This window comes from Roseovarius sp. M141 (assembly GCF_024355225.1).
Taxonomy (GTDB): Bacteria; Pseudomonadota; Alphaproteobacteria; order Rhodobacterales; family Rhodobacteraceae; genus Roseovarius.
This window is the reverse complement of the sequence record NZ_VCNH01000008.1, coordinates 2,864,758-2,881,328: the sequence shown is the minus strand read 5'-3', so window position 1 is coordinate 2,881,328 and position 16,571 is coordinate 2,864,758. Positions and strand designations below refer to the sequence as shown.

15 protein-coding genes and 3 pseudogenes are annotated in these 16,571 nt (G+C 59.0%); 13 read left to right on the top strand and 5 right to left on the bottom strand.

The window, feature by feature from the left end; translation table 11 throughout:
* Positions 1-3: 3 nt before the first annotated feature.
* Positions 4-1,461 (bottom strand): xanthine dehydrogenase small subunit, encoded by a 1,458-nt coding sequence (gene xdhA / locus FGD77_RS17845; RefSeq protein ID WP_255011808.1) that lies wholly within the window; start codon positions 1,459-1,461, stop codon positions 4-6.
* A gap of 122 nt (positions 1,462-1,583) precedes the next feature.
* On the opposite strand from xdhA, the gene FGD77_RS17840 reads away from it, so the two are divergent.
* The 7 genes and pseudogenes from FGD77_RS17840 (at position 1,584) to FGD77_RS17810 (ending at position 6,465) form a co-directional block, all read left to right on the top strand.
* Positions 1,584-2,486, top strand: a complete 903-nt coding sequence (locus FGD77_RS17840; RefSeq protein WP_255011806.1) for a LysR family transcriptional regulator — start codon at positions 1,584-1,586, stop codon at positions 2,484-2,486.
* Positions 2,487-2,596: 110 nt separating this feature from the next.
* Positions 2,597-3,641 (top strand): annotated as a pseudogene (locus FGD77_RS17835) (IS110 family transposase).
* 327 nt (positions 3,642-3,968) lie between these two features.
* Positions 3,969-4,115, top strand: a complete 147-nt coding sequence (locus FGD77_RS17830; RefSeq protein WP_255011798.1) for a hypothetical protein — start codon at positions 3,969-3,971, stop codon at positions 4,113-4,115.
* A gap of 55 nt (positions 4,116-4,170) precedes the next feature.
* Positions 4,171-4,692 carry a MurR/RpiR family transcriptional regulator gene (locus tag FGD77_RS17825; RefSeq protein ID WP_255011796.1) on the top strand — a complete coding sequence of 174 codons (522 nt, stop codon included), beginning with the start codon at positions 4,171-4,173 and terminating at the stop codon, positions 4,690-4,692.
* Between the two features lie 20 nt (positions 4,693-4,712).
* On the top strand, positions 4,713-5,060 hold the full coding sequence (locus FGD77_RS17820) for a MurR/RpiR family transcriptional regulator (protein WP_255011794.1): 348 nt from the start codon (positions 4,713-4,715) through the stop codon (positions 5,058-5,060).
* Positions 5,061-5,097: 37 nt separating this feature from the next.
* Complete coding sequence (locus FGD77_RS17815; RefSeq protein WP_255011788.1) at positions 5,098-5,910, top strand: M20/M25/M40 family metallo-hydrolase; 813 nt, start codon at positions 5,098-5,100, stop codon at positions 5,908-5,910.
* 75 nt (positions 5,911-5,985) lie between these two features.
* Positions 5,986-6,465 carry a peptidase dimerization domain-containing protein gene (locus FGD77_RS17810; RefSeq protein ID WP_369682737.1) on the top strand — a complete coding sequence of 160 codons (480 nt, stop codon included), beginning with the start codon at positions 5,986-5,988 and terminating at the stop codon, positions 6,463-6,465.
* A 41-nt stretch (positions 6,466-6,506) separates the two neighbouring features.
* On the opposite strand, the gene FGD77_RS17805 is transcribed toward FGD77_RS17810, so the two are convergent.
* Together FGD77_RS17805 and FGD77_RS17800 are read right to left on the bottom strand one after the other, a co-directional pair.
* The gene (locus FGD77_RS17805) at positions 6,507-7,817 is read right to left on the bottom strand and encodes an FAD-binding oxidoreductase (protein ID WP_255011784.1); all 1,311 of its coding nucleotides are present in this window, start codon (positions 7,815-7,817) and stop codon (positions 6,507-6,509) included.
* Positions 7,818-7,860: 43 nt separating this feature from the next.
* Positions 7,861-8,463 (bottom strand): cupin domain-containing protein, encoded by a 603-nt coding sequence (locus tag FGD77_RS17800; RefSeq protein ID WP_255011782.1) that lies wholly within the window; start codon positions 8,461-8,463, stop codon positions 7,861-7,863.
* Between the two features lie 173 nt (positions 8,464-8,636).
* Between FGD77_RS17800 and FGD77_RS17795 the strand changes: the two genes are divergently transcribed.
* The 5 genes from FGD77_RS17795 (at position 8,637) to FGD77_RS17775 (ending at position 14,110) form a co-directional block, all read left to right on the top strand.
* Positions 8,637-10,286: an ABC transporter ATP-binding protein gene (locus tag FGD77_RS17795; RefSeq protein ID WP_255011776.1), complete on the top strand. Its 1,650-nt coding sequence runs from the start codon at positions 8,637-8,639 to the stop codon at positions 10,284-10,286.
* A 20-nt stretch (positions 10,287-10,306) separates the two neighbouring features.
* Positions 10,307-11,950 (top strand): peptide ABC transporter substrate-binding protein, encoded by a 1,644-nt coding sequence (locus tag FGD77_RS17790; protein ID WP_255011771.1) that lies wholly within the window; start codon positions 10,307-10,309, stop codon positions 11,948-11,950.
* 85 nt (positions 11,951-12,035) lie between these two features.
* Positions 12,036-12,986: an ABC transporter permease gene (locus tag FGD77_RS17785; protein ID WP_255011769.1), complete on the top strand. Its 951-nt coding sequence runs from the start codon at positions 12,036-12,038 to the stop codon at positions 12,984-12,986.
* Between the two features lie 33 nt (positions 12,987-13,019).
* Positions 13,020-13,898 (top strand): ABC transporter permease, encoded by an 879-nt coding sequence (locus FGD77_RS17780; protein WP_255011758.1) that lies wholly within the window; start codon positions 13,020-13,022, stop codon positions 13,896-13,898.
* 71 nt (positions 13,899-13,969) lie between these two features.
* Positions 13,970-14,110 carry a hypothetical protein gene (locus FGD77_RS17775; protein ID WP_255011754.1) on the top strand — a complete coding sequence of 47 codons (141 nt, stop codon included), beginning with the start codon at positions 13,970-13,972 and terminating at the stop codon, positions 14,108-14,110.
* 68 nt (positions 14,111-14,178) lie between these two features.
* Here the strand turns inward: FGD77_RS17775 and FGD77_RS17770 are convergent, their stop codons facing one another.
* On the bottom strand, positions 14,179-14,556 hold the full coding sequence (locus FGD77_RS17770) for a hypothetical protein (RefSeq protein ID WP_255011752.1): 378 nt from the start codon (positions 14,554-14,556) through the stop codon (positions 14,179-14,181).
* 226 nt (positions 14,557-14,782) lie between these two features.
* Between FGD77_RS17770 and FGD77_RS17765 the strand changes: the two are divergent.
* Positions 14,783-15,732 (top strand): annotated as a pseudogene (locus tag FGD77_RS17765) (IS110 family transposase).
* A 262-nt stretch (positions 15,733-15,994) separates the two neighbouring features.
* Here the strand turns inward: FGD77_RS17765 and FGD77_RS17760 are convergent.
* A pseudogene (locus tag FGD77_RS17760) lies at positions 15,995-16,526 on the bottom strand (transposase); the annotation flags it as partial.
* Between the last annotated feature and the right edge of the window lie 45 nt (positions 16,527-16,571).

The window sequence follows — 16,571 nt, the reverse complement described above, 5'->3', positions numbered from 1 at the left end:
CCCTTACGCGCTGAGGCAAGTGGTGGTTGTGTCGTCCTGTTGATCCAGCCAGAATTTCCGGAATAGATTTTTGGACACTTGCAGCCGGTAGTCGGACGATGCGCGCCAATCGCTGAGCGGACTGAAATCGTCGCCAAGGCGCGCGGCTGCCGCGATCAATGTCGTCTCACTCCACGCCGCCCCAATAAGCGCGGCTTCGGCGTGTGCTGCCCGTTTGGGCGTCGCCGCCATGCCGCCAAACGCGATCCGCGCGGCTGTGATTGTGCCATTCGCAACTGTGACATTGAACGCAGCACAGACGGACGAGATATCTTCGTCGCGGCGTTTGGAAATCTTGTATGCCGCGTGAACGGCGTCTTTGGCGGGGCGTGGGACGCTGATACTTTCCAGAAACTCGCCTTTGGCTATGTCTTGCTTGCCGTAGTCGATGAAGAAGTCTTCAGTCGGGATCGTTCGGCGCACTCCACCCTTGCGAAGCGTGATAGACGCGTCGAGGGCGATCAGAACCGGTGGTGTATCCCCAATGGGCGATCCGTTGGCGATATTGCCGCCAATTGTACCCATGCTCCGGATTTGCCATCCCGCGATACGGTCCCAGAATGCGCCAAGATGCGGGTAGTCGTCAGACATCGCCATCCGGCTGTCGGTATAGCTTACGCCTGCGCCGATTTTGATTGCGTCGCCTGAAATGTCGAGTTGCCGTAATTCGTCCAAATGGCTCAGGAAAACGACGGGGGAGATATCGCGCAGGAACTTCGTCACCCACAGGCCGACATCAGTGGCGCCTGCGATTATCGTCGCATCGGGGGTTTTCAGGAGGACATCCGCCAAGTCATCGACAGATGCGGGCAGGATACAGCAACTGCCCCCATTCGAAACCTCGACGCGCTTGCCATCTTGCAACTGCGTGAGTTTGGCGGTCATCGCCGTGCGTTCGAGCGTCAGCGCATCTTCTGCCGGACTGTCAAGGGCCGTCGCAGCCTTTGCGGCCTTGATGATCGGTTCGTAACCAGTGCAGCGGCACAAATTGCCCTGAAGCGCTGTTTCAATCTCGCCGTCGGTCGGATCAGGGTTTTCCATCCAAAGCGCATAGAGCGACATCACGAAACCAGGTGTGCAGAATCCGCACTGGCTGCCATGGTGATCGACCATCGCCTGTTGGACCGGATGCAACTTGCCGTCCGGGCCGGACAGATACTCAACGGACACGATGTGGCAGGCATCCAGTGATGCAGTCAGGCGGATGCAGGCGTTCACGGGTTCGTATCGCAGAACGCCGTTCTGCAACCGTCCCACTAGAACCGTGCAGGCGCCGCAGTCGCCTTCGGCGCAGCCTTCTTTGGTGCCCGTCAGACGGCGGTCGATACGCAGAAAATCAAGCAGTGTGTCACTGGCGCAGACGCGATCCAAGGTCACGTCACGGTTGTTCAGCACGAAGCGTATTTCGGATCTGGCTGTCATATGTCCTCCCTTGCCACAGTCTGGATTCTGCGTCCTCATCCCTTATGACCTGATTAACCACATCGAAATACGGCGCAGTCGGGTATGCTATTTCAACGAATCGTTGATAATCAGAGGTGCCGATGCCCTATGTTGAAAGCCTGAAAGTGTTCGTGAGGGTGGTTGAACTCGGTAGCATCACAGCCGGCGGACGCGATCTGCGCCTGACACCGGCCGTCGCCAGCAATCGCATCAAGGAACTGGAACGCCGGTTGGATGTGCGCCTCTTTAACCGCACGACCCGCAAACTGTCGCCAACGGATGTGGGTCAGACGTTCTATGAACATGCACGCCAGGTCGTTCAATCCATCGAGGACGCTGAGGCTGCTATTTCCGGGTATTCCCAAACGCCGCACGGCACCGTGCAGGTGACAGCGCCCCTTGGCGTGGGAAAGCGTCTGATCGCACCGCTCATTCCTGAATTTGTGGACATGTATCCGGATGTATCCGTGCGCTTGCGGCTGTCGGACCGCAAGGTCGACCTTCTGGAAGACGGTCTGGATCTCGCACTGTTCATCGGGCAGCCACCGGATTCAAATCTGAAGTTACGCAAAATTATGGACACACCGCGCGTCTTATGTGCTGCGCCTTCTTACCTTGAAAAACGTGGCGTCCCGGAAAACCCCGATGACCTGCGCCGCCACAATTGTCTGTTGTTGCGATACCCGCGTTCGCCCGAATGGTTCTGGACCCTGTCAACTTCGGAAGGGCCAAAGCGGATGGATGTGTCTGGCAGCTACGATTCCGATGACGGTGATGTGCTGACGGGCTGGGCCTGCGCAGGACGGGGCATTATCAACAAGCCGCGTTTTGACGTCATCGAACTCCTTAAGAGTGGAGAACTCGTCGAAGTGCTTGCCCAAACCCCTCCCGAGCAAGCAATGTTCGGATGTCTTTATCCACACCGGCGTCTCCAGGACAACAAGGTCCGGCTGTTCATTAATTTCCTGTTAGGGCGGTGCCGCGAAAAGCTGTTACAGGCGTGAATTAAATATGAATATTGCTGGGATCAGAAAGGCTTTGATGATGGGTTGGGTAGCCCCTCCTGACGGCACTTGTGCCAATATGGTCCGAACTGGATCAGGAGGATGGGACTATGAAGGAAGTATCGATTATCGGGGTTGATTTGGCCAAGCTGGTATTTCAGCTTTATGGCGCGACCGAGGAAGGTGAAGTTGTCTTTCGCAAGAAGCTGTCGCGCAAACGGTTCTTGGCGTTTATGCAAGCCATCCACGTTGCCAGGTTGCAATGGAAGCCTGCGCTACTGCCCATTATTGGGCCCGGACGCTCGGAGGATTTGGTCATGACGTGCGCATGATCGCACCGAATTTCGTCAAGCCGTTTGTTAGGAACCAGAAGAACGGCATGGCAGACGTTGAGGAGATCGTGGAGGCGGCCAGTCGGCCAACCATGCGGTTTGTCGAGATGAAGACGCCGGAACAGCAGAGCCTGGGTATGATCTTCCGATTGAGAGACCTGCTCATTGGGCAACGGAGGCAAACGATCAACGCACTGCGGAGCCGTCTCGCTGAGTTTGGCGTCGTAGCGGGCAGGGGTCGAGAAAATACCGACAAGTTGCAATCAGCACTGGAGACAGACGAGATTGCTGCTGAACTACCGATATCGGTGCGTCATATGGCGAAGCTTTGCTTCGATCAGATCGCGGATTTTTCCTGCCGCCCTAGGTGTTCAGTCCCGGCGTTTGATGGATCGGATTGAGGGTGAATCTTTCGGGTTCGATTGTCCATTGTTTGAAGAAGATGCCGGGGATAGGTCCCGTAACCGCCATGGCGGTGGCCGCGTTCGCGCCACCGATGGCGAATTACCGACGGGGCGGTGACTTCTCGGCTTGGCTGGGACTGGTTCCGCGACAGCACTCAAGCGGCGGTAAGCAGAGGCTCGGGCGCACAAGCAAGTCCGGGCAGCGCGACATCAGACGCCTGTTGATCATCGGTGCGATGGTCGTAATCTCCGGGACCAGAGTGCGGCCTCCGGCAGAAACCTCATGGCCCGGTCGCATGCTGGTCCGCAAGCCGCGAATGCTGGCGGCGATTGCTTTAGCCAACAAAATGGCTCGCACGCTGTGGGCCATGATCACGAAGGATGAAGAGTTTCGAGGGGGACCGCTTATGGCGCACTGACAACGCCGGAGGCACTGCTGTGAAAATTGCGGGAGAAGCTAAAGCTATATGAAGACGATCGAACAGATCGGGGACGGGAAAATCAGCACTACATGGAGAGCTTCGAGCTTGTTTTGATGTTTTGAACCTGCCCTGCGGATCCCATACCGGCCATTCAGACATGAGTGTCTGCATGAAAAGGCCTGACACATGGACGCATTCTATCGCACGATTATAACTGCAGCGTTTCCACGCAAAAACCGGGGCTACCCACACATGATGTAACCGCCCTCCGGCGGTATCGATGTGCCAAGGTGGGTCTGCAATGATCCAGAAAGGAGAGCGGTCGTGTCGGAAATTATCACGGTCGGGCTCGATTTGGCAAAGAATGTATTCCAGGTGCATGGAGCCGATTGGTGGCGTCAGTGCTGGCTTGATACATTCAGACCTTTCGAGACCTGGCGTTTCAGCACGTTTACTGGAAAAGCATTGTGATCCCCTCCTTCCATGACAAAGCTGCGGAAGCATCAAAGGCAAAGAGGTGAATCGAATGTTGCAAAGCGAGTCCCTGAGCGACAGGATCATTGCCCGATTCGACGCCATGTCGCCGCAACTGCAACTGGCAGCGCGGCATGTGCTGGAAAACCCGCAGGAGGTGGCCCTGGTCTCGATGAGGCGGCTGGCGCGCAGTGCCGGGGTGCAACCTGCCACGATGACGCGCCTGGCTCAATTCCTTGGGCTGACAGGGTATGAGGACATCCGCGCCCATTATTCCGAGGCAATCCGGCTTCGCGCCGATGGCTTTGCCGCGCGGGCGAGGGAGCGCGATACTGCTGCGCCCGGCGCTCAGGGCGGGCTGGCCCAGCAGATGCTCCAAGGCCTCGCGTCTCAGGTCGCGCGGTTAAGCGAGCCGCAATCGCTTGCCCGGCTGCAAGCGGTGGCTGACCACCTGATCCGCGCCGACAAGATCTATGTGCTTGGGCTGCGCTCCTGTCACTCGGTGGCGTGGCATTTCCACTATGTCATGACGCTTTTGGGCGAAAAGACCGTTCATCTTGACGGCCCTGCTTAAGTACCGGTGCGGATGGGCTTTTGCGGTCAGATGCGCAGGATGTTCTACTTGCGATCTCGGTCAGTCCCTATTGCGTCCAGACGCTTGAACTGGCCGATCTGGCGCGCGCAAAGGGCATGACTGTCGTCTCCATCACCGACAGCGAAGTTTCCCCCCTCATCGCCATTTCCGAAGTGTCCATCCTGTTCTCGATCGAGAGCCAGACGTTTTTCCACACGCTGACCCCCGCCCTTGCAATCTCGGAAGTATTGTGCGGGCTGATTGCGGACAACGACCGGCACGCGGCGCTGGACGCGCTACAGCGGGCGGACCGGCATCTGCAAATGCTCAAAACCTACGCCAACACGATCCCGCACCGCAGGATTTGAAATCTGAGTCCCTTCCTGAAATATCAAGGATCGCCTCATGCCCATTGGTTCCGTTCTGGACCGGATAGATGCAGACCTGCCCGCCGCGATTGATCGCCTGATGGGTCTGCTACGCATCCAACCCATCTCGACCGGCCCTGCCTACAAGGCCGAATGCGCTGCGACCGCCGATTGGCTGGTGGCGGATCTGCAATCGCTGGGCGCCACCGCCGAAAAGAGGTCTACACCGGGCCATCCCATGGTTGTCGGCCATGTCGGAGAGAGCGGGCCGCAGCTTTTGTTTTATGGTCACTATGATGTGCAGCCCGTCGATCCGCTCGATCTGTGGAACTCCCCACCTTTCGAGCCCGAGATTGAAGATATCCCCAACGGCCGCGTCATCCGCGGTCGTGGCGCCGCGGATGACAAGGGTCAATTGATGACTTTTGTCGAAGCCTGCCGTGCCTGGAAGGCGGAGCGTGGCGCGCTTCCCTGCCGCATCACGTTTTTCTTTGAGGGCGATAAAGAATCCGGCTCCCCTTCGCTCATCGCCTTCATGAAAGCCACCGTCAAGGAGCTTACCTGCGACATCGCCCTCATCTGTGACACGTCCATGGTCTCTCCGGGTGTGCCGTCCATCGCCTCGCAATTGCGCGGAGTGTGCAAGCTGGAATTCACAGTCACCGGCCCCGACATCGATCTGCACTCAGGCCGCTACGGTGGCCCCGGCCTCAACCCTCTGCGCGAGATGTCCCGCATCATCGCGTCCTTGCACGATGAAACGGGCCGTGTCGCGGTGGATGGGTTTTTACGAGGGCGTACAAGAGGTTCCCGCCGATCTGCTTTCCCAGTGGAAGAACTCGGGCTTTGACGAGAAAACCTACCTCAACTCGGTCGGCTACACCATTGGACACGGCGAACAGGGCTATTCCGTGCTCGAACAGCAATGGGCGCGCCCAACGCTGGAAATCAACGGTCTATGGGGGGCAATCAGGGGGACGGGTCCAAAACCGTGATTCCTTCGCAGGCGCATTGCAAGATCACCTGTCGCCTTGTCGGTGACATGGATCCGGCCCATGTACGCGAGTCGATCCGCGCCCATATCGAAGCGCGGCTTTTAACGGACGCCAAGATCACATGGAGCAAAATGTCAGGAGGCTCCCGCGCCGCCGTGATGGACATTTCCCGGCCCGAATTCTCTGCCGCTCGCAGCGCGTTGACCGAGGAATGGAACCGCGCCGCCGTGTTCTGCGGCATGGGCGGCTCAATTCCCATCGCCGGTTTCTTAAAGGAGATTTTGGGGGTGGAGGCCATGCTCATCGCCGATGACGCTATCCAATCCTCCAACGAAAAATACGACGTGGGGGGCTTTCACAAAGGTATCCGCAGTTGGGTTCGCGTACTGGACGCTTTGACAAAGATCTAGGCGGCGTTGCGGCACGGCTGGGTCGACTGCTCCCTACAGCTTCATCGCCCTGCACGGCGCATTTTTATACGGTCCCGCATCCTGTATTGCGCCATGAAGAAGGGCATGAACCACGGCTTGCCGTTGTAAAACGGTACCGGTGCGGGTGCGCGGAAATCAAAGGCTGACGGTGCCTCGTTCGCGTTTCCCAGCAGCTTTTGCGCGGCCTTGCGTGCGATCCACGGCGCCCAGACCACGCCTGACCCGCAAAACCCGGTCGCATAAATCATGCCGTCGCGTTCGAAAATGCGCGGGATCATGTCGCGCTGCATGGCGACGTGGCCAAACCAGGTATGGGTGATCGGCGTCTGATCCAGCTGCGGAAAAATGGACAGCATATTCTCGCGCAGATACGCGACCGGTTTGGTCGGATCGTCGAGATTGGTCCCGTCGCGCCCACCAAACAGAATCCGCCTGCCGTCAGGCGATGGACGGAAATAGAAACCCAGCGTACGCGTGTCGCACATCATCATGCGTTTGGGCGTGAGCTCAGCCATCAGATCTGCGGGCAGCACTGCGGTTGCGATCATGCGGCTGCGAACGGGCACGATGCGTCGGCGCAGCCACGGGTCCATCCGGTCAGTATAGCCGTTGGTGCAAATCATCACCTGCCGCGCGCTCAGCTTGCCGCGCGCGGTGGTGACGCTGTATCCGCTGGCGTCCTGTTCAATTTTTTCAACGGCCGTATCGGCGTAGACGGTAATCCCGGCGGCCTGAACCAAGCGCAGTAATTCCGCGATGAATTTCGCCGGATGAAGCCCGCTGATATCCATGCGGACCGTGCCGCCATGGAAATAATCACTACCGATATAGTCGCGCTGCTCGCTACGTGGCACGGCGAAGGATTCAATGCCCAATGTGCGATGCAGATGTTCGGCGCTACGCGCGTTGCTGTCGTAATCCTCAGCCCCGAGCGTGCCGGTGAAGCGGCCAACGGGCTGTAGGTCACAATCGATGCCTTCGCCCGCGATCAGATCATACAGATGCTGGCGCGCCAGCTTTCCTTCCGCCTCGATGGCGATTGTGCGGTCATTGCCGAATTTTCGCAGCAGGGTCGCGTGGTCCAGCCGGATATTGCCACTGGTAATGCCGCCATTGCGCGACGACGCGCCTTCGCCGGGGTGCTGGCGGTCGAAGACCGCGACAGACCGGCCCGCGCGCACCAGCGTCAACGCGGCGCTCAGGCCGGTATATCCCGCGCCCACGATGGCGACGTCAACCTTCTGCTCCAGCGGCACCTCTGGCAGGGGCTGCACCGGGGCGTCCTCCCACCAATAGGGGGTGGTCTTGAGGGGGCGGTGTTCGCGGGGCATTCAGCCACCTTTCTTATTGATGGCGCCGGGGCCAAGTGCTGCGTTAAAGATGCCGGTCGAACTGCACTGCGCCGATGACCCAGAGGATCCGTGCAGGTCGGTCGCTGTCGTTGCGAAATCCATGCGATAGCGCGCTGTCGAAAACAAAGCTGTCCCCCTCCGCCAGCCGCGCATCGCAATTGTCCACGCTCAGGGTCAACTCACCCTCCAGCACAAGGCCGCCCTTCTCCGCGGGATAGCTCAGCGCGGTCTGGCCCGACGTACCGCCCGGCGCGATGGTCAGGATCATAATCTGAAGATTGTGGTTGCCGCCTGACGTCAGCAATTCCTTTTGCAATGGACCAAGGTCAATATGCGGCCGCCTTGCGGCCCGGCGCACGAAGGGGGGATTGTCGGCTCCTTCCGCCGGGTCGTCATTGAACATCGACTGCATCGGAATGTTCAGGGCGCGGCGCAGCGCCGTCAGAACCCGCATCGACGGATTGGCCAGATCGCGCTCGATCTGGCTGATCATTCCGACCGACACACCGGACATGTCGGCCAACTCCCGCAGGGACATGCCCCGGTCCTGCCGCAACCTGCGGAACGTGGCCCCAATCTTGTGGTCAGCGTCATCGGTGGATTCGGACGTGTCGTGATCTGTCATGGGCAGCCCTGTGGCATTATCCGGCATATGAACGCGTTCAGTAGTGAAAGATTTTTCGCTGGCTTTCAAGAAATCTTACGCCGTTTTGCAGATAAACCTTGCCGTTGGGTGTCGGTGCTTTCAATATATCCGCACAGTATGTTCAATATTGAAATTACCGGGGCGGGGTCAAAATGCGGGTGAACCCACAAGGCGACAGCGGTGACGCGGTGCTGTCGGTGCGCAATCTGACGGTCGACCTTCCGCGCGGGATGGAGCGCAGGCATGCGGTCAAGGATGTGTCCTTTGATCTGCCGCGCGGCCAGATTCTGTGCGTCATCGGCGAATCCGGCTCTGGAAAATCGGTCACTGCCAACGCCGTGATGGGTCTGCTGCCCAGCGTCATCGACGTGTCGTCGGGCCAGATCATGTTCGAGGGCAGGGACCTGCTGAAAGAGGACGCGGCAGGCCTGCGCGAGTTGCGCGGGCGGGTCGTCTCGATGATCTTTCAGGATCCCTTGTCGGCGCTGAACCCCTTGATGACGGTCGGCGATCAGGTGATCGAGGTGATGGCCGTGCATGACGAGGGCACACCGCAATCGCAGGCGGCGCGCGCATTGGAGCTGCTTGAAGAGGTCGGACTGCCCGAACCCAAGCTGATGATGGACCAGTATCCATTCCGCCTGTCGGGTGGGCAGCGTCAGCGGGTGATGATCGCGATGGCGCTGGCGCTGGAGCCGACGATTTTGATCGCGGATGAGCCGACGACCGCGCTGGATGTCACGACACAGGCGCAGATCCTTGAGCTGATCCGCGATATTCAGCGCCGCAAGGGAATGAGCGTGATGTTCATCACCCATGATTTTGGCGTCGTGGCCGAAATCGCGGATCGTGTTATCGTGATGGAAAAGGGTCTTATCGTCGAACAGGCCAGCGCCGATGAGTTGTTCGGGGCGCCGCAGCACTCCTATACTAAACGCCTGATTGCAGCGGTTCCCGGCCTGAGGAATTCCGACCGCGGTGCTGGGACCGCGCAGGTCGACGACGATACCGTTCTGACGGTCGAGGGGTTGAACAAGACCTATCGTAGCGGCGGCGGCTGGTTCAGCAAGGAACGCGTCGTGGTCGCGGTGCAGGATGCGAATTTCGTGCTGCGCAAGGGCCGGACCCTTGGTGTGGTGGGTGAAAGCGGATCGGGCAAGACGTCGCTGGGGCGGCTCCTTATCAAGCTGATGGAAAGCGACAGCGGCAAGATGATCTATCGCGGCACGGACATTGCCCCGATGAAGGAAAGCGAATTCCGCCCGATGCGCCCGAAGATCCAGATGATCTTTCAGGATCCTTTCGCGTCGCTCAACCCGCGCTCAACCATTGGTCATATCATCACGGTCGGCCCGATTGCCCAAGGCATGGGCCGTGCCGAGGCGCGCAAGAAAGCCATGCAGATCCTTGAGCGTGTGGGCCTTGATGCCGGTGCATACGGGCGCTATCCCCACGAATTTTCCGGCGGCCAGCGCCAACGGGTGGGCATCGCGCGCGCCCTGATGTTCGATCCCGACCTGCTGATCGCGGACGAGGCGGTATCGGCGCTGGACGTATCCATTCAGGCGCAGATCCTTGAGTTGCTGAACCAGATCCAGAGCGAAACGCAGGTGGCGATGTTCTTTATCACCCATGATCTGCGCGTCGCCAGTCAGGTCTGCGACGATATCGTGGTGATGCAGAACGGCATTATCGTCGAGGTCGGCCCGCCATCGCAGATTTTTCACGCACCGCAGAATGCCTATACGCAGCAATTGGTCGCAGCGATCCCCGGTGAAAACCGGACCGAGCGTACCGCGTAATAAAACAGGGAGAAATAACAATGACATTTGCAAAACCGACACGGCGCCAGACACTTGGGATGCTTGCTGCGACTGGGCTTTTGGCCCCCAACCTGCTGGGTAAACCCGGCTTTGCCGCTGCCCCGGAAACCCCCACGGGTCAGATCGTCGTCGGCTTCAGCCAGGAGCCGACGGTGTTCAACCCGCTGATGCCGCGCGCCGAGGTGGATGAAGGCGTGATGCTGTCGATCTTCGATGCGCTGATCAGGGTCAACCCCGAGGGCGAGTCCGTCCCCATTCTGGCCGCCGAGGTGCCGTCCGTCGAAAATGGCGGCATTTCCGAGGATGGCCTGCAATGGCGGATCAAGCTACGCGACGATGTGAAATGGCATGACGGCGAACCCTTTACCGCCGAGGATGTGAAATTCACGCTAGAGCTGATCGTCGATCCCGATTTCCGCAGCTGGCGGACTCTGGGGCACAATCTGGTGCGCGATATCACCGTCGTTTCCCCGACCGAAATCACGTGGCGGATGGACGAACCCTTCGCGCCCTACATGTCGATCCTTGCCGAGACGATGATCTTGCCCAAGCATATTCTGGAGCCCGAGGCCGACCGCAACACCGCACCGTTCAATCAGGCGCCCGTCGGCACCGGGGCGTTCAAGTGGGGCAAGCGGATCGCGGGCGATCACATCGAACTGGTGGCCAACCCGGACTATTTCAGGGAGGGGCCGTATATCGAGCGGCTGATCTACAAGTACATCCCCGATCTGACCGTTCTTTATACCCAGTTCAAAAGCGGCGACATCGACATCATTGGTCTGCAGTACATTTCCCCCGACAACTATGCCGAGGCCAAGGATCTGCCGGGCAGGGTGGTGACGGTCGTGCCCACCTCAAGCATTGAATGCATCCTGTTCAACATGGAGCGCCCGCAGCTTCAGGACAAAGCGGTGCGCGAGGCGCTGTATGCCGCGCTGGATAAGCAGACCATCATCGATGCGCTTTACTACGGCCTGCCCACGCCGACCGAAAGCTACCTGCCGCAGCAGTCCTACTACTACAACCCGGCCCTGCCCACGCATGAGTATAATCTGGAGACGGCAGCCAAGCTTCTGGATGACGCAGGCTGGGCGCCGGGGGCCGACGGCATCCGCGAAAAGGATGGTGTGAAGCTGTCATTCAGCAATTCGACGACGTCGGGCAACCATCTGCGCGAACAGGCGCAACAATTCATCCAGCAGTCGCTGGCCCAGATCGGCGTCGAGCTGACGATTGAAAACCTGCCGCCTGCGGTCATGTGGGGGGAATACTGGACCAATTCCAAGTTCGATTCGGTGATTGTCGGCCTGGTGTTCACCAGCGGAACCGATCCCGATGTGACGGCGCGTTTCCATTCCGGGGAAATCCCGGCCAAAAGCGGGCGCGGATCGAACAATGCGCAGTACGAGAACCCCGAACTGGATGAACTGCTCGAAGAGGGCGTACAGATTTTTGATCCCGTGGCGCGCAAGGAAGTCTACATGAAGGTGCAGGAAGTGATCCGTGACGATCTGGTGATCCTCCCGATCTTCCAATACGCGACAGTGCGCGGCCGCAAAGACGGCATCGAGGGCGTCGTTCCGAACATCAACGTCAAGATCGATACCTGGAATGCCGCCGCCTACTACTGGGACGAATAAAGTTCGGGCCGGGCATGACTTGCCCGGCCTCGCACTCCTCTGCCGATGAAATAGGCAGCGCGCCGACCGACCAACAGGAGCAGTGATGGCCAGTTACATTCTGAACCGCCTTGGACAGAGCCTCGTTCTGCTGATCATCGTGTCGATGATCGGGTTCGGCGTGCTGCACCTGACCCCCGGCGGGCCGCTTTCGCAATATGCGCTGACGCCGGGCATGACGCAGGAAACGTTGGACCGGATTTCGGAGCAGATGGGCCTGAACCGCCCCCTGCCGATCCAGTATCTCGAATGGGCCTGGCGGTTGCTGCAGGGGGATTGGGGCACGTCCTATCGCGACAACCAGCCGGTTCTGACCGTCATCGGGCGGCACCTTTTCGCAACGTTCCTGTTGATGGGAACGTCAACGGTCATCTCTATCGCGATTGGGACGTGGATCGGCATTCGCGGCGCGACGCACCGTTATTCCACCTTTGACTATACCGCCACGATCGGCGCGATGATCGCGCTTTCGATCCCGACATTCTGGTTCGGTCTGGTCGGGATATATCTGTTTTCACTGAAACTCGGCTGGCTGCCTGCGGGCAATATGTACACCATCGGCGATCAATCGGTTCTCGATTACCTGCATCATCTGATCATGCCCAGTCTGGTGCTGGCGCTGGTGAATATCGCAATCTGGAGCAGGTACATGCGCACCTCGACGCTGGACGTGATCAATCAGGATTTCGTCAAGACAGCCCGCGCCAAAGGCGCGAGCGAACGCCGGGTGCTGATGAAGCATGTGGTTGGCAACGCCCTGCTGCCGATGATCACCCTTGCGGGGATGCAATTGCCCAACCTGCTGAGCGGCGCCCTGGTGACCGAGACCGTGTTCACCTGGCCCGGCATGGGGCGGCTGTTTCTCGACAGTCTTGGCTACAGCGACTACCCGGTTGTCATGGGCCTTCTGATGTTTTCCGCCATCCTCGTTCTTGTGGGCAATCTGATCGCAGATCTGGTTGCCGCCGCAATCGATCCGCGAATCCGTCTTAGCTGACGACCCCACCCGCCAAGCTGCGAAGGACCTGACATGAACGCCACCCAGATCGCCCCTCCCGCCCATCACTGGTGGAATAGCCGTGGCATGAAGCGCTTTGCGCGGCACCGGTTGGCGATGGTCGGTCTTGCCATGCTTTTGATACTGACGCTGGCCTGTGTGTTCGGCCCTTACCTTCTGGCCTTTGACGAGCTTTATATCGATCTGGCGGCGCGTTTCTCCCCTCCGTTCACCGGCCAGCATTATCTGGGCACTGATCCGCTGGGCCGTGATCTGGCGGCGCGTCTGCTGATGGCCGGGCGCATATCTTTGCTGGTCGGGTTCTTTGCGATGGTTATTTCAACCGTGATCGGAACTGTCATCGGTGTCGTCGCAGGTTATTACGGCGGCAAGGTGAATTCAGTCCTGATGCGTTTCGTCGATGCGTTCCTGGCCTTCCCGTCGATCTTCCTGCTGCTGGCACTGGCCGCTTTCATCAAGCCCAGCCCGATCATGATCACCGTCATCATCGCAATCACCAGCTGGATGGAGATCGCCCGCATCGTGGAGTCCGAGGTGAAATCCCTGCGAGAGCGGGATTTTGTCATGGCTGGGCGGATGCTGGGCCTTAGCAACGCGCATATCATGTTCCGTGAATTGCTGCCCAATATCGTCGGCCCGATCATCGTTGCGGCAACGCTGACCGTGGCCCGCGCGATATTATTGGAAGCCTATATCAGTTTTCTGGGCTATGGAATTCAGGCCCCGCTTCCAAGTTGGGGCAACATGCTCAACGGAGCGCAGCAATATCTGGCCACCGCGCCCTGGCTGGCAATCATTCCCGGCATCACCATCACCATTGCCGTGACCAGCTTCAATTTCATCGGTGACGGGCTGCGCGACGCGCTTGACGTGCGCACCGATCCAACCTGATATTGGGCAGGTCGGAATTGCAGGAACTAAGATCAGTCAAGCTCCTGAGTAAAGGTGTGATCCGGATTTAGGTGGCTGGAAAGAAACCGACGACATCTGTAGCGATCGAATCTGTTCGCGCGGCCTATCCGATGCCCGATGTCTTCGGCGCCTATCTGCGCGACCCCTGGGGTAATAAGCTGGAAGTGGTCCATGATGGCTTTTCAGCGTGACGACGGCGGAGCGGAGATCTGCAAGCCCAATGTGAAGACCATATTAATGCTCTCCTAGTGAGTTATGTCTATCCGGCCGCAGTAACGTCGTCGGCCTTATAGTGCGGCTTCCCAAGGGCTGAGGCGACCAGCAAGATCCATGGCGACATATGAGGGCCGGCGATTTTCCGGTGCGCCTCAATATAGGCCAGAATACTCTCCTCTCCAACGATATAACTGATGACCTTGACGACGTTCTGTAAGACCGCATGTCTTTTCCCAGTGGCGCGCGCATGACGGATCAGGCAATTTTCTGCTGTTCGCCTGCACGGTCGGGGCATGATCCGTCCGCCCTCCCGCCCAACTGACCTGAAAGCGTCATCAAGCTGCGCCGGAATAAAATGGAAACCATGTTTATGGTGGTTGGCCGACGGCGCGATGGTGTCAGGGTTTACTGGAGTGTTCACTACATAATTCCTTGATCAAGGGGCCATTTCCGACATGACGCGCTATTTGTTCATGTGCTGCTTTTCGCGTCGTATCCCCGATCTCCCGGCAGCCAGTCGGCCGCGGGCAGGCCGTTCACCAAAGCCTTGGCCCCGGCGTAGATGGAGTGGTTGCCGCCCTCCCCGACGGCATCGCAACGTGCCAAGGTTGTGGTGTTCAAGGCCACACAACAGAGAGGACGGCGAGATGAACGATATGATGATCGGAGTCGATCTGGCAAAAAATGTTTTTCAGGTCCACGCAGCCCTGCGTTCGGGGGAGGTGCAGTTTCGCAAGAAACTTACGCGACAGCAGTTCCCCGCGTTCATGGCCCAGCAGGCCCCCTGCCTGATCATCTTCGAAGCCTGTGGTGGCGCGCACTATTGGGCGCGCGAAATGGAAGCGCTTGGGCACGAGGTGAAGCTGATCGCGCCGCAATACGTGCGCCCGTTCGTGAAGCGCCAGAAGAATGACGCCGCCGATGCTGAGGCGATCGTCATCGCGGCCCGCCAGGCCGAGATGCGCTTCGTGGAGCCCAAGACAGTTGAGCAGCAGTCCCGCGCGGCGGTTTTCCGTGGCCGGGAGCGGCTAGTTCATCAGCGCACCGCGGATGTGAACGCCTTGCGGGCTCTGCTGTATGAGCATGGCGACGTCTTTCCCGTAGGAATACGCTACCTTGATCGCATGACAGCGCTTGTGGACGATGATACTTCAGATTTGCCCGCGCTGATCCGGGAGGAGTGCCAGGACCTGCTGGCGCCGACTGCAGACCATGCCAGGCGTCGGCCCGCTGACGGCCATCGCGGTGGAAGCTTTCGGGCTGGAACATGGCGCATTTTAAAACCGGGCGCAACTTTGCGGCTTGGTTGGGCCTTGTACCCAGGCAGCATTCCTCGGGCGGCAAGGAGCGCTTGGGGCGGATGACCAAAGCCGGTCAGGCCGACATCCGACGCCTTCTGGTCATGGGCGCAATGTCGCGACTGGGCTGGCTTGGGCGGCGCACTCTTGCGCAGGGCAACTGGCTGTCACGCATGTTAGCGCGCAAACCCACCATGCTGGTCGCAATCGCGCTGGCCAACAAGATGGCGCGGCAGATCTGGGCGATGTTAACAAAAAACGAGGATTACAAGGATCCGGCGCTGGCAGTCGCGGCATGATGCGCATGTCGAACCGCTAGCGACGGTGCCAAGGGGGTGTGAGAAGACGACGACCTGAATGGGCAAAATGATCGAACAGATCCGGATTGAGAAAACCAGTTCAGCGATACGAGCTGAAAGCTCGAGGTGTAGATTTGGACCCAATCCGCTGATCACCATCCCGGCCCGCGGCTAATGGAAGTGCCGCATCACGAGGCCTGACAGAAGTTCGCACTCGATCACGCGCAAGTAGGGTCAAAAAATTCTTGCATCACGGGCGGCAACCACAGAAGTCGCTGACCTGGCCTGCGGTCATGAAGAACTTGAGCGGCCGTCCAATCGTGTCGGTGACAGCATGCAGCTTCGTCCCTCTCGTCGATTGTTCCAATTGCCTGCCGGGCAACGGGTCATGCCGCCCTTCGTTCGCCCTATCAGACGTCCATGCCCCCTTTTTCACCCGCAGGCTCGAGGCCGTGCGGTGTGCTTTGACCCTCTCGTGGTTTGTAGGCAAACCCCTGCCGGGCAGCGGATAGGTTGCATCAATCGAGATTGTCTTGTGGTCGGGTGCCTCGGCGGCCAGGCCCGTCATGATTCGCGCGAACACCCCATGTCGCTCCACCGTTTCCAGCGGTTGTAGAGGGTCTTGTGCGGACCATACTCCCGGGGAGCATCGCGCCAGAGCAACCCATTGCGATTTATGACGATAATGCCACTCAGAACGCGCCGGTCGCCGACACGCGGCACCCCATGGCTCTTCGGAAATATGGCCGAAGCCGCGCTATCTGATCTTCGCTCAGCCCGTAAAGATTGCTCATCAGCCCCCCCATCACTCCGGGAGCTTGAATCATCAAGGACTCGTA

What these genes read in the sequence shown, in the direction of transcription:
- xdhA (WP_255011808.1), bottom strand. Translation starts at nt 1,461, where the DNA reads ATGACAGCCAGATCCGAAATACGCTTCGTGCTGAACAACCGTGACGTG.
- FGD77_RS17840 (WP_255011806.1), top strand. Translation starts at nt 1,584, where the DNA reads ATGCCCTATGTTGAAAGCCTGAAAGTGTTCGTGAGGGTGGTTGAACTC.
- FGD77_RS17825 (WP_255011796.1), top strand. Translation starts at nt 4,171, where the DNA reads ATGTTGCAAAGCGAGTCCCTGAGCGACAGGATCATTGCCCGATTCGAC.
- FGD77_RS17815 (WP_255011788.1), top strand. Translation starts at nt 5,098, where the DNA reads ATGCCCATTGGTTCCGTTCTGGACCGGATAGATGCAGACCTGCCCGCC.
- FGD77_RS17810 (WP_369682737.1), top strand. Translation starts at nt 5,986, where the DNA reads ATGGGCGCGCCCAACGCTGGAAATCAACGGTCTATGGGGGGCAATCAG.
- FGD77_RS17805 (WP_255011784.1), bottom strand. Translation starts at nt 7,817, where the DNA reads ATGCCCCGCGAACACCGCCCCCTCAAGACCACCCCCTATTGGTGGGAG.
- FGD77_RS17800 (WP_255011782.1), bottom strand. Translation starts at nt 8,463, where the DNA reads ATGACAGATCACGACACGTCCGAATCCACCGATGACGCTGACCACAAG.
- FGD77_RS17795 (WP_255011776.1), top strand. Translation starts at nt 8,637, where the DNA reads ATGCGGGTGAACCCACAAGGCGACAGCGGTGACGCGGTGCTGTCGGTG.
- FGD77_RS17790 (WP_255011771.1), top strand. Translation starts at nt 10,307, where the DNA reads ATGACATTTGCAAAACCGACACGGCGCCAGACACTTGGGATGCTTGCT.
- FGD77_RS17785 (WP_255011769.1), top strand. Translation starts at nt 12,036, where the DNA reads ATGGCCAGTTACATTCTGAACCGCCTTGGACAGAGCCTCGTTCTGCTG.
- FGD77_RS17780 (WP_255011758.1), top strand. Translation starts at nt 13,020, where the DNA reads ATGAACGCCACCCAGATCGCCCCTCCCGCCCATCACTGGTGGAATAGC.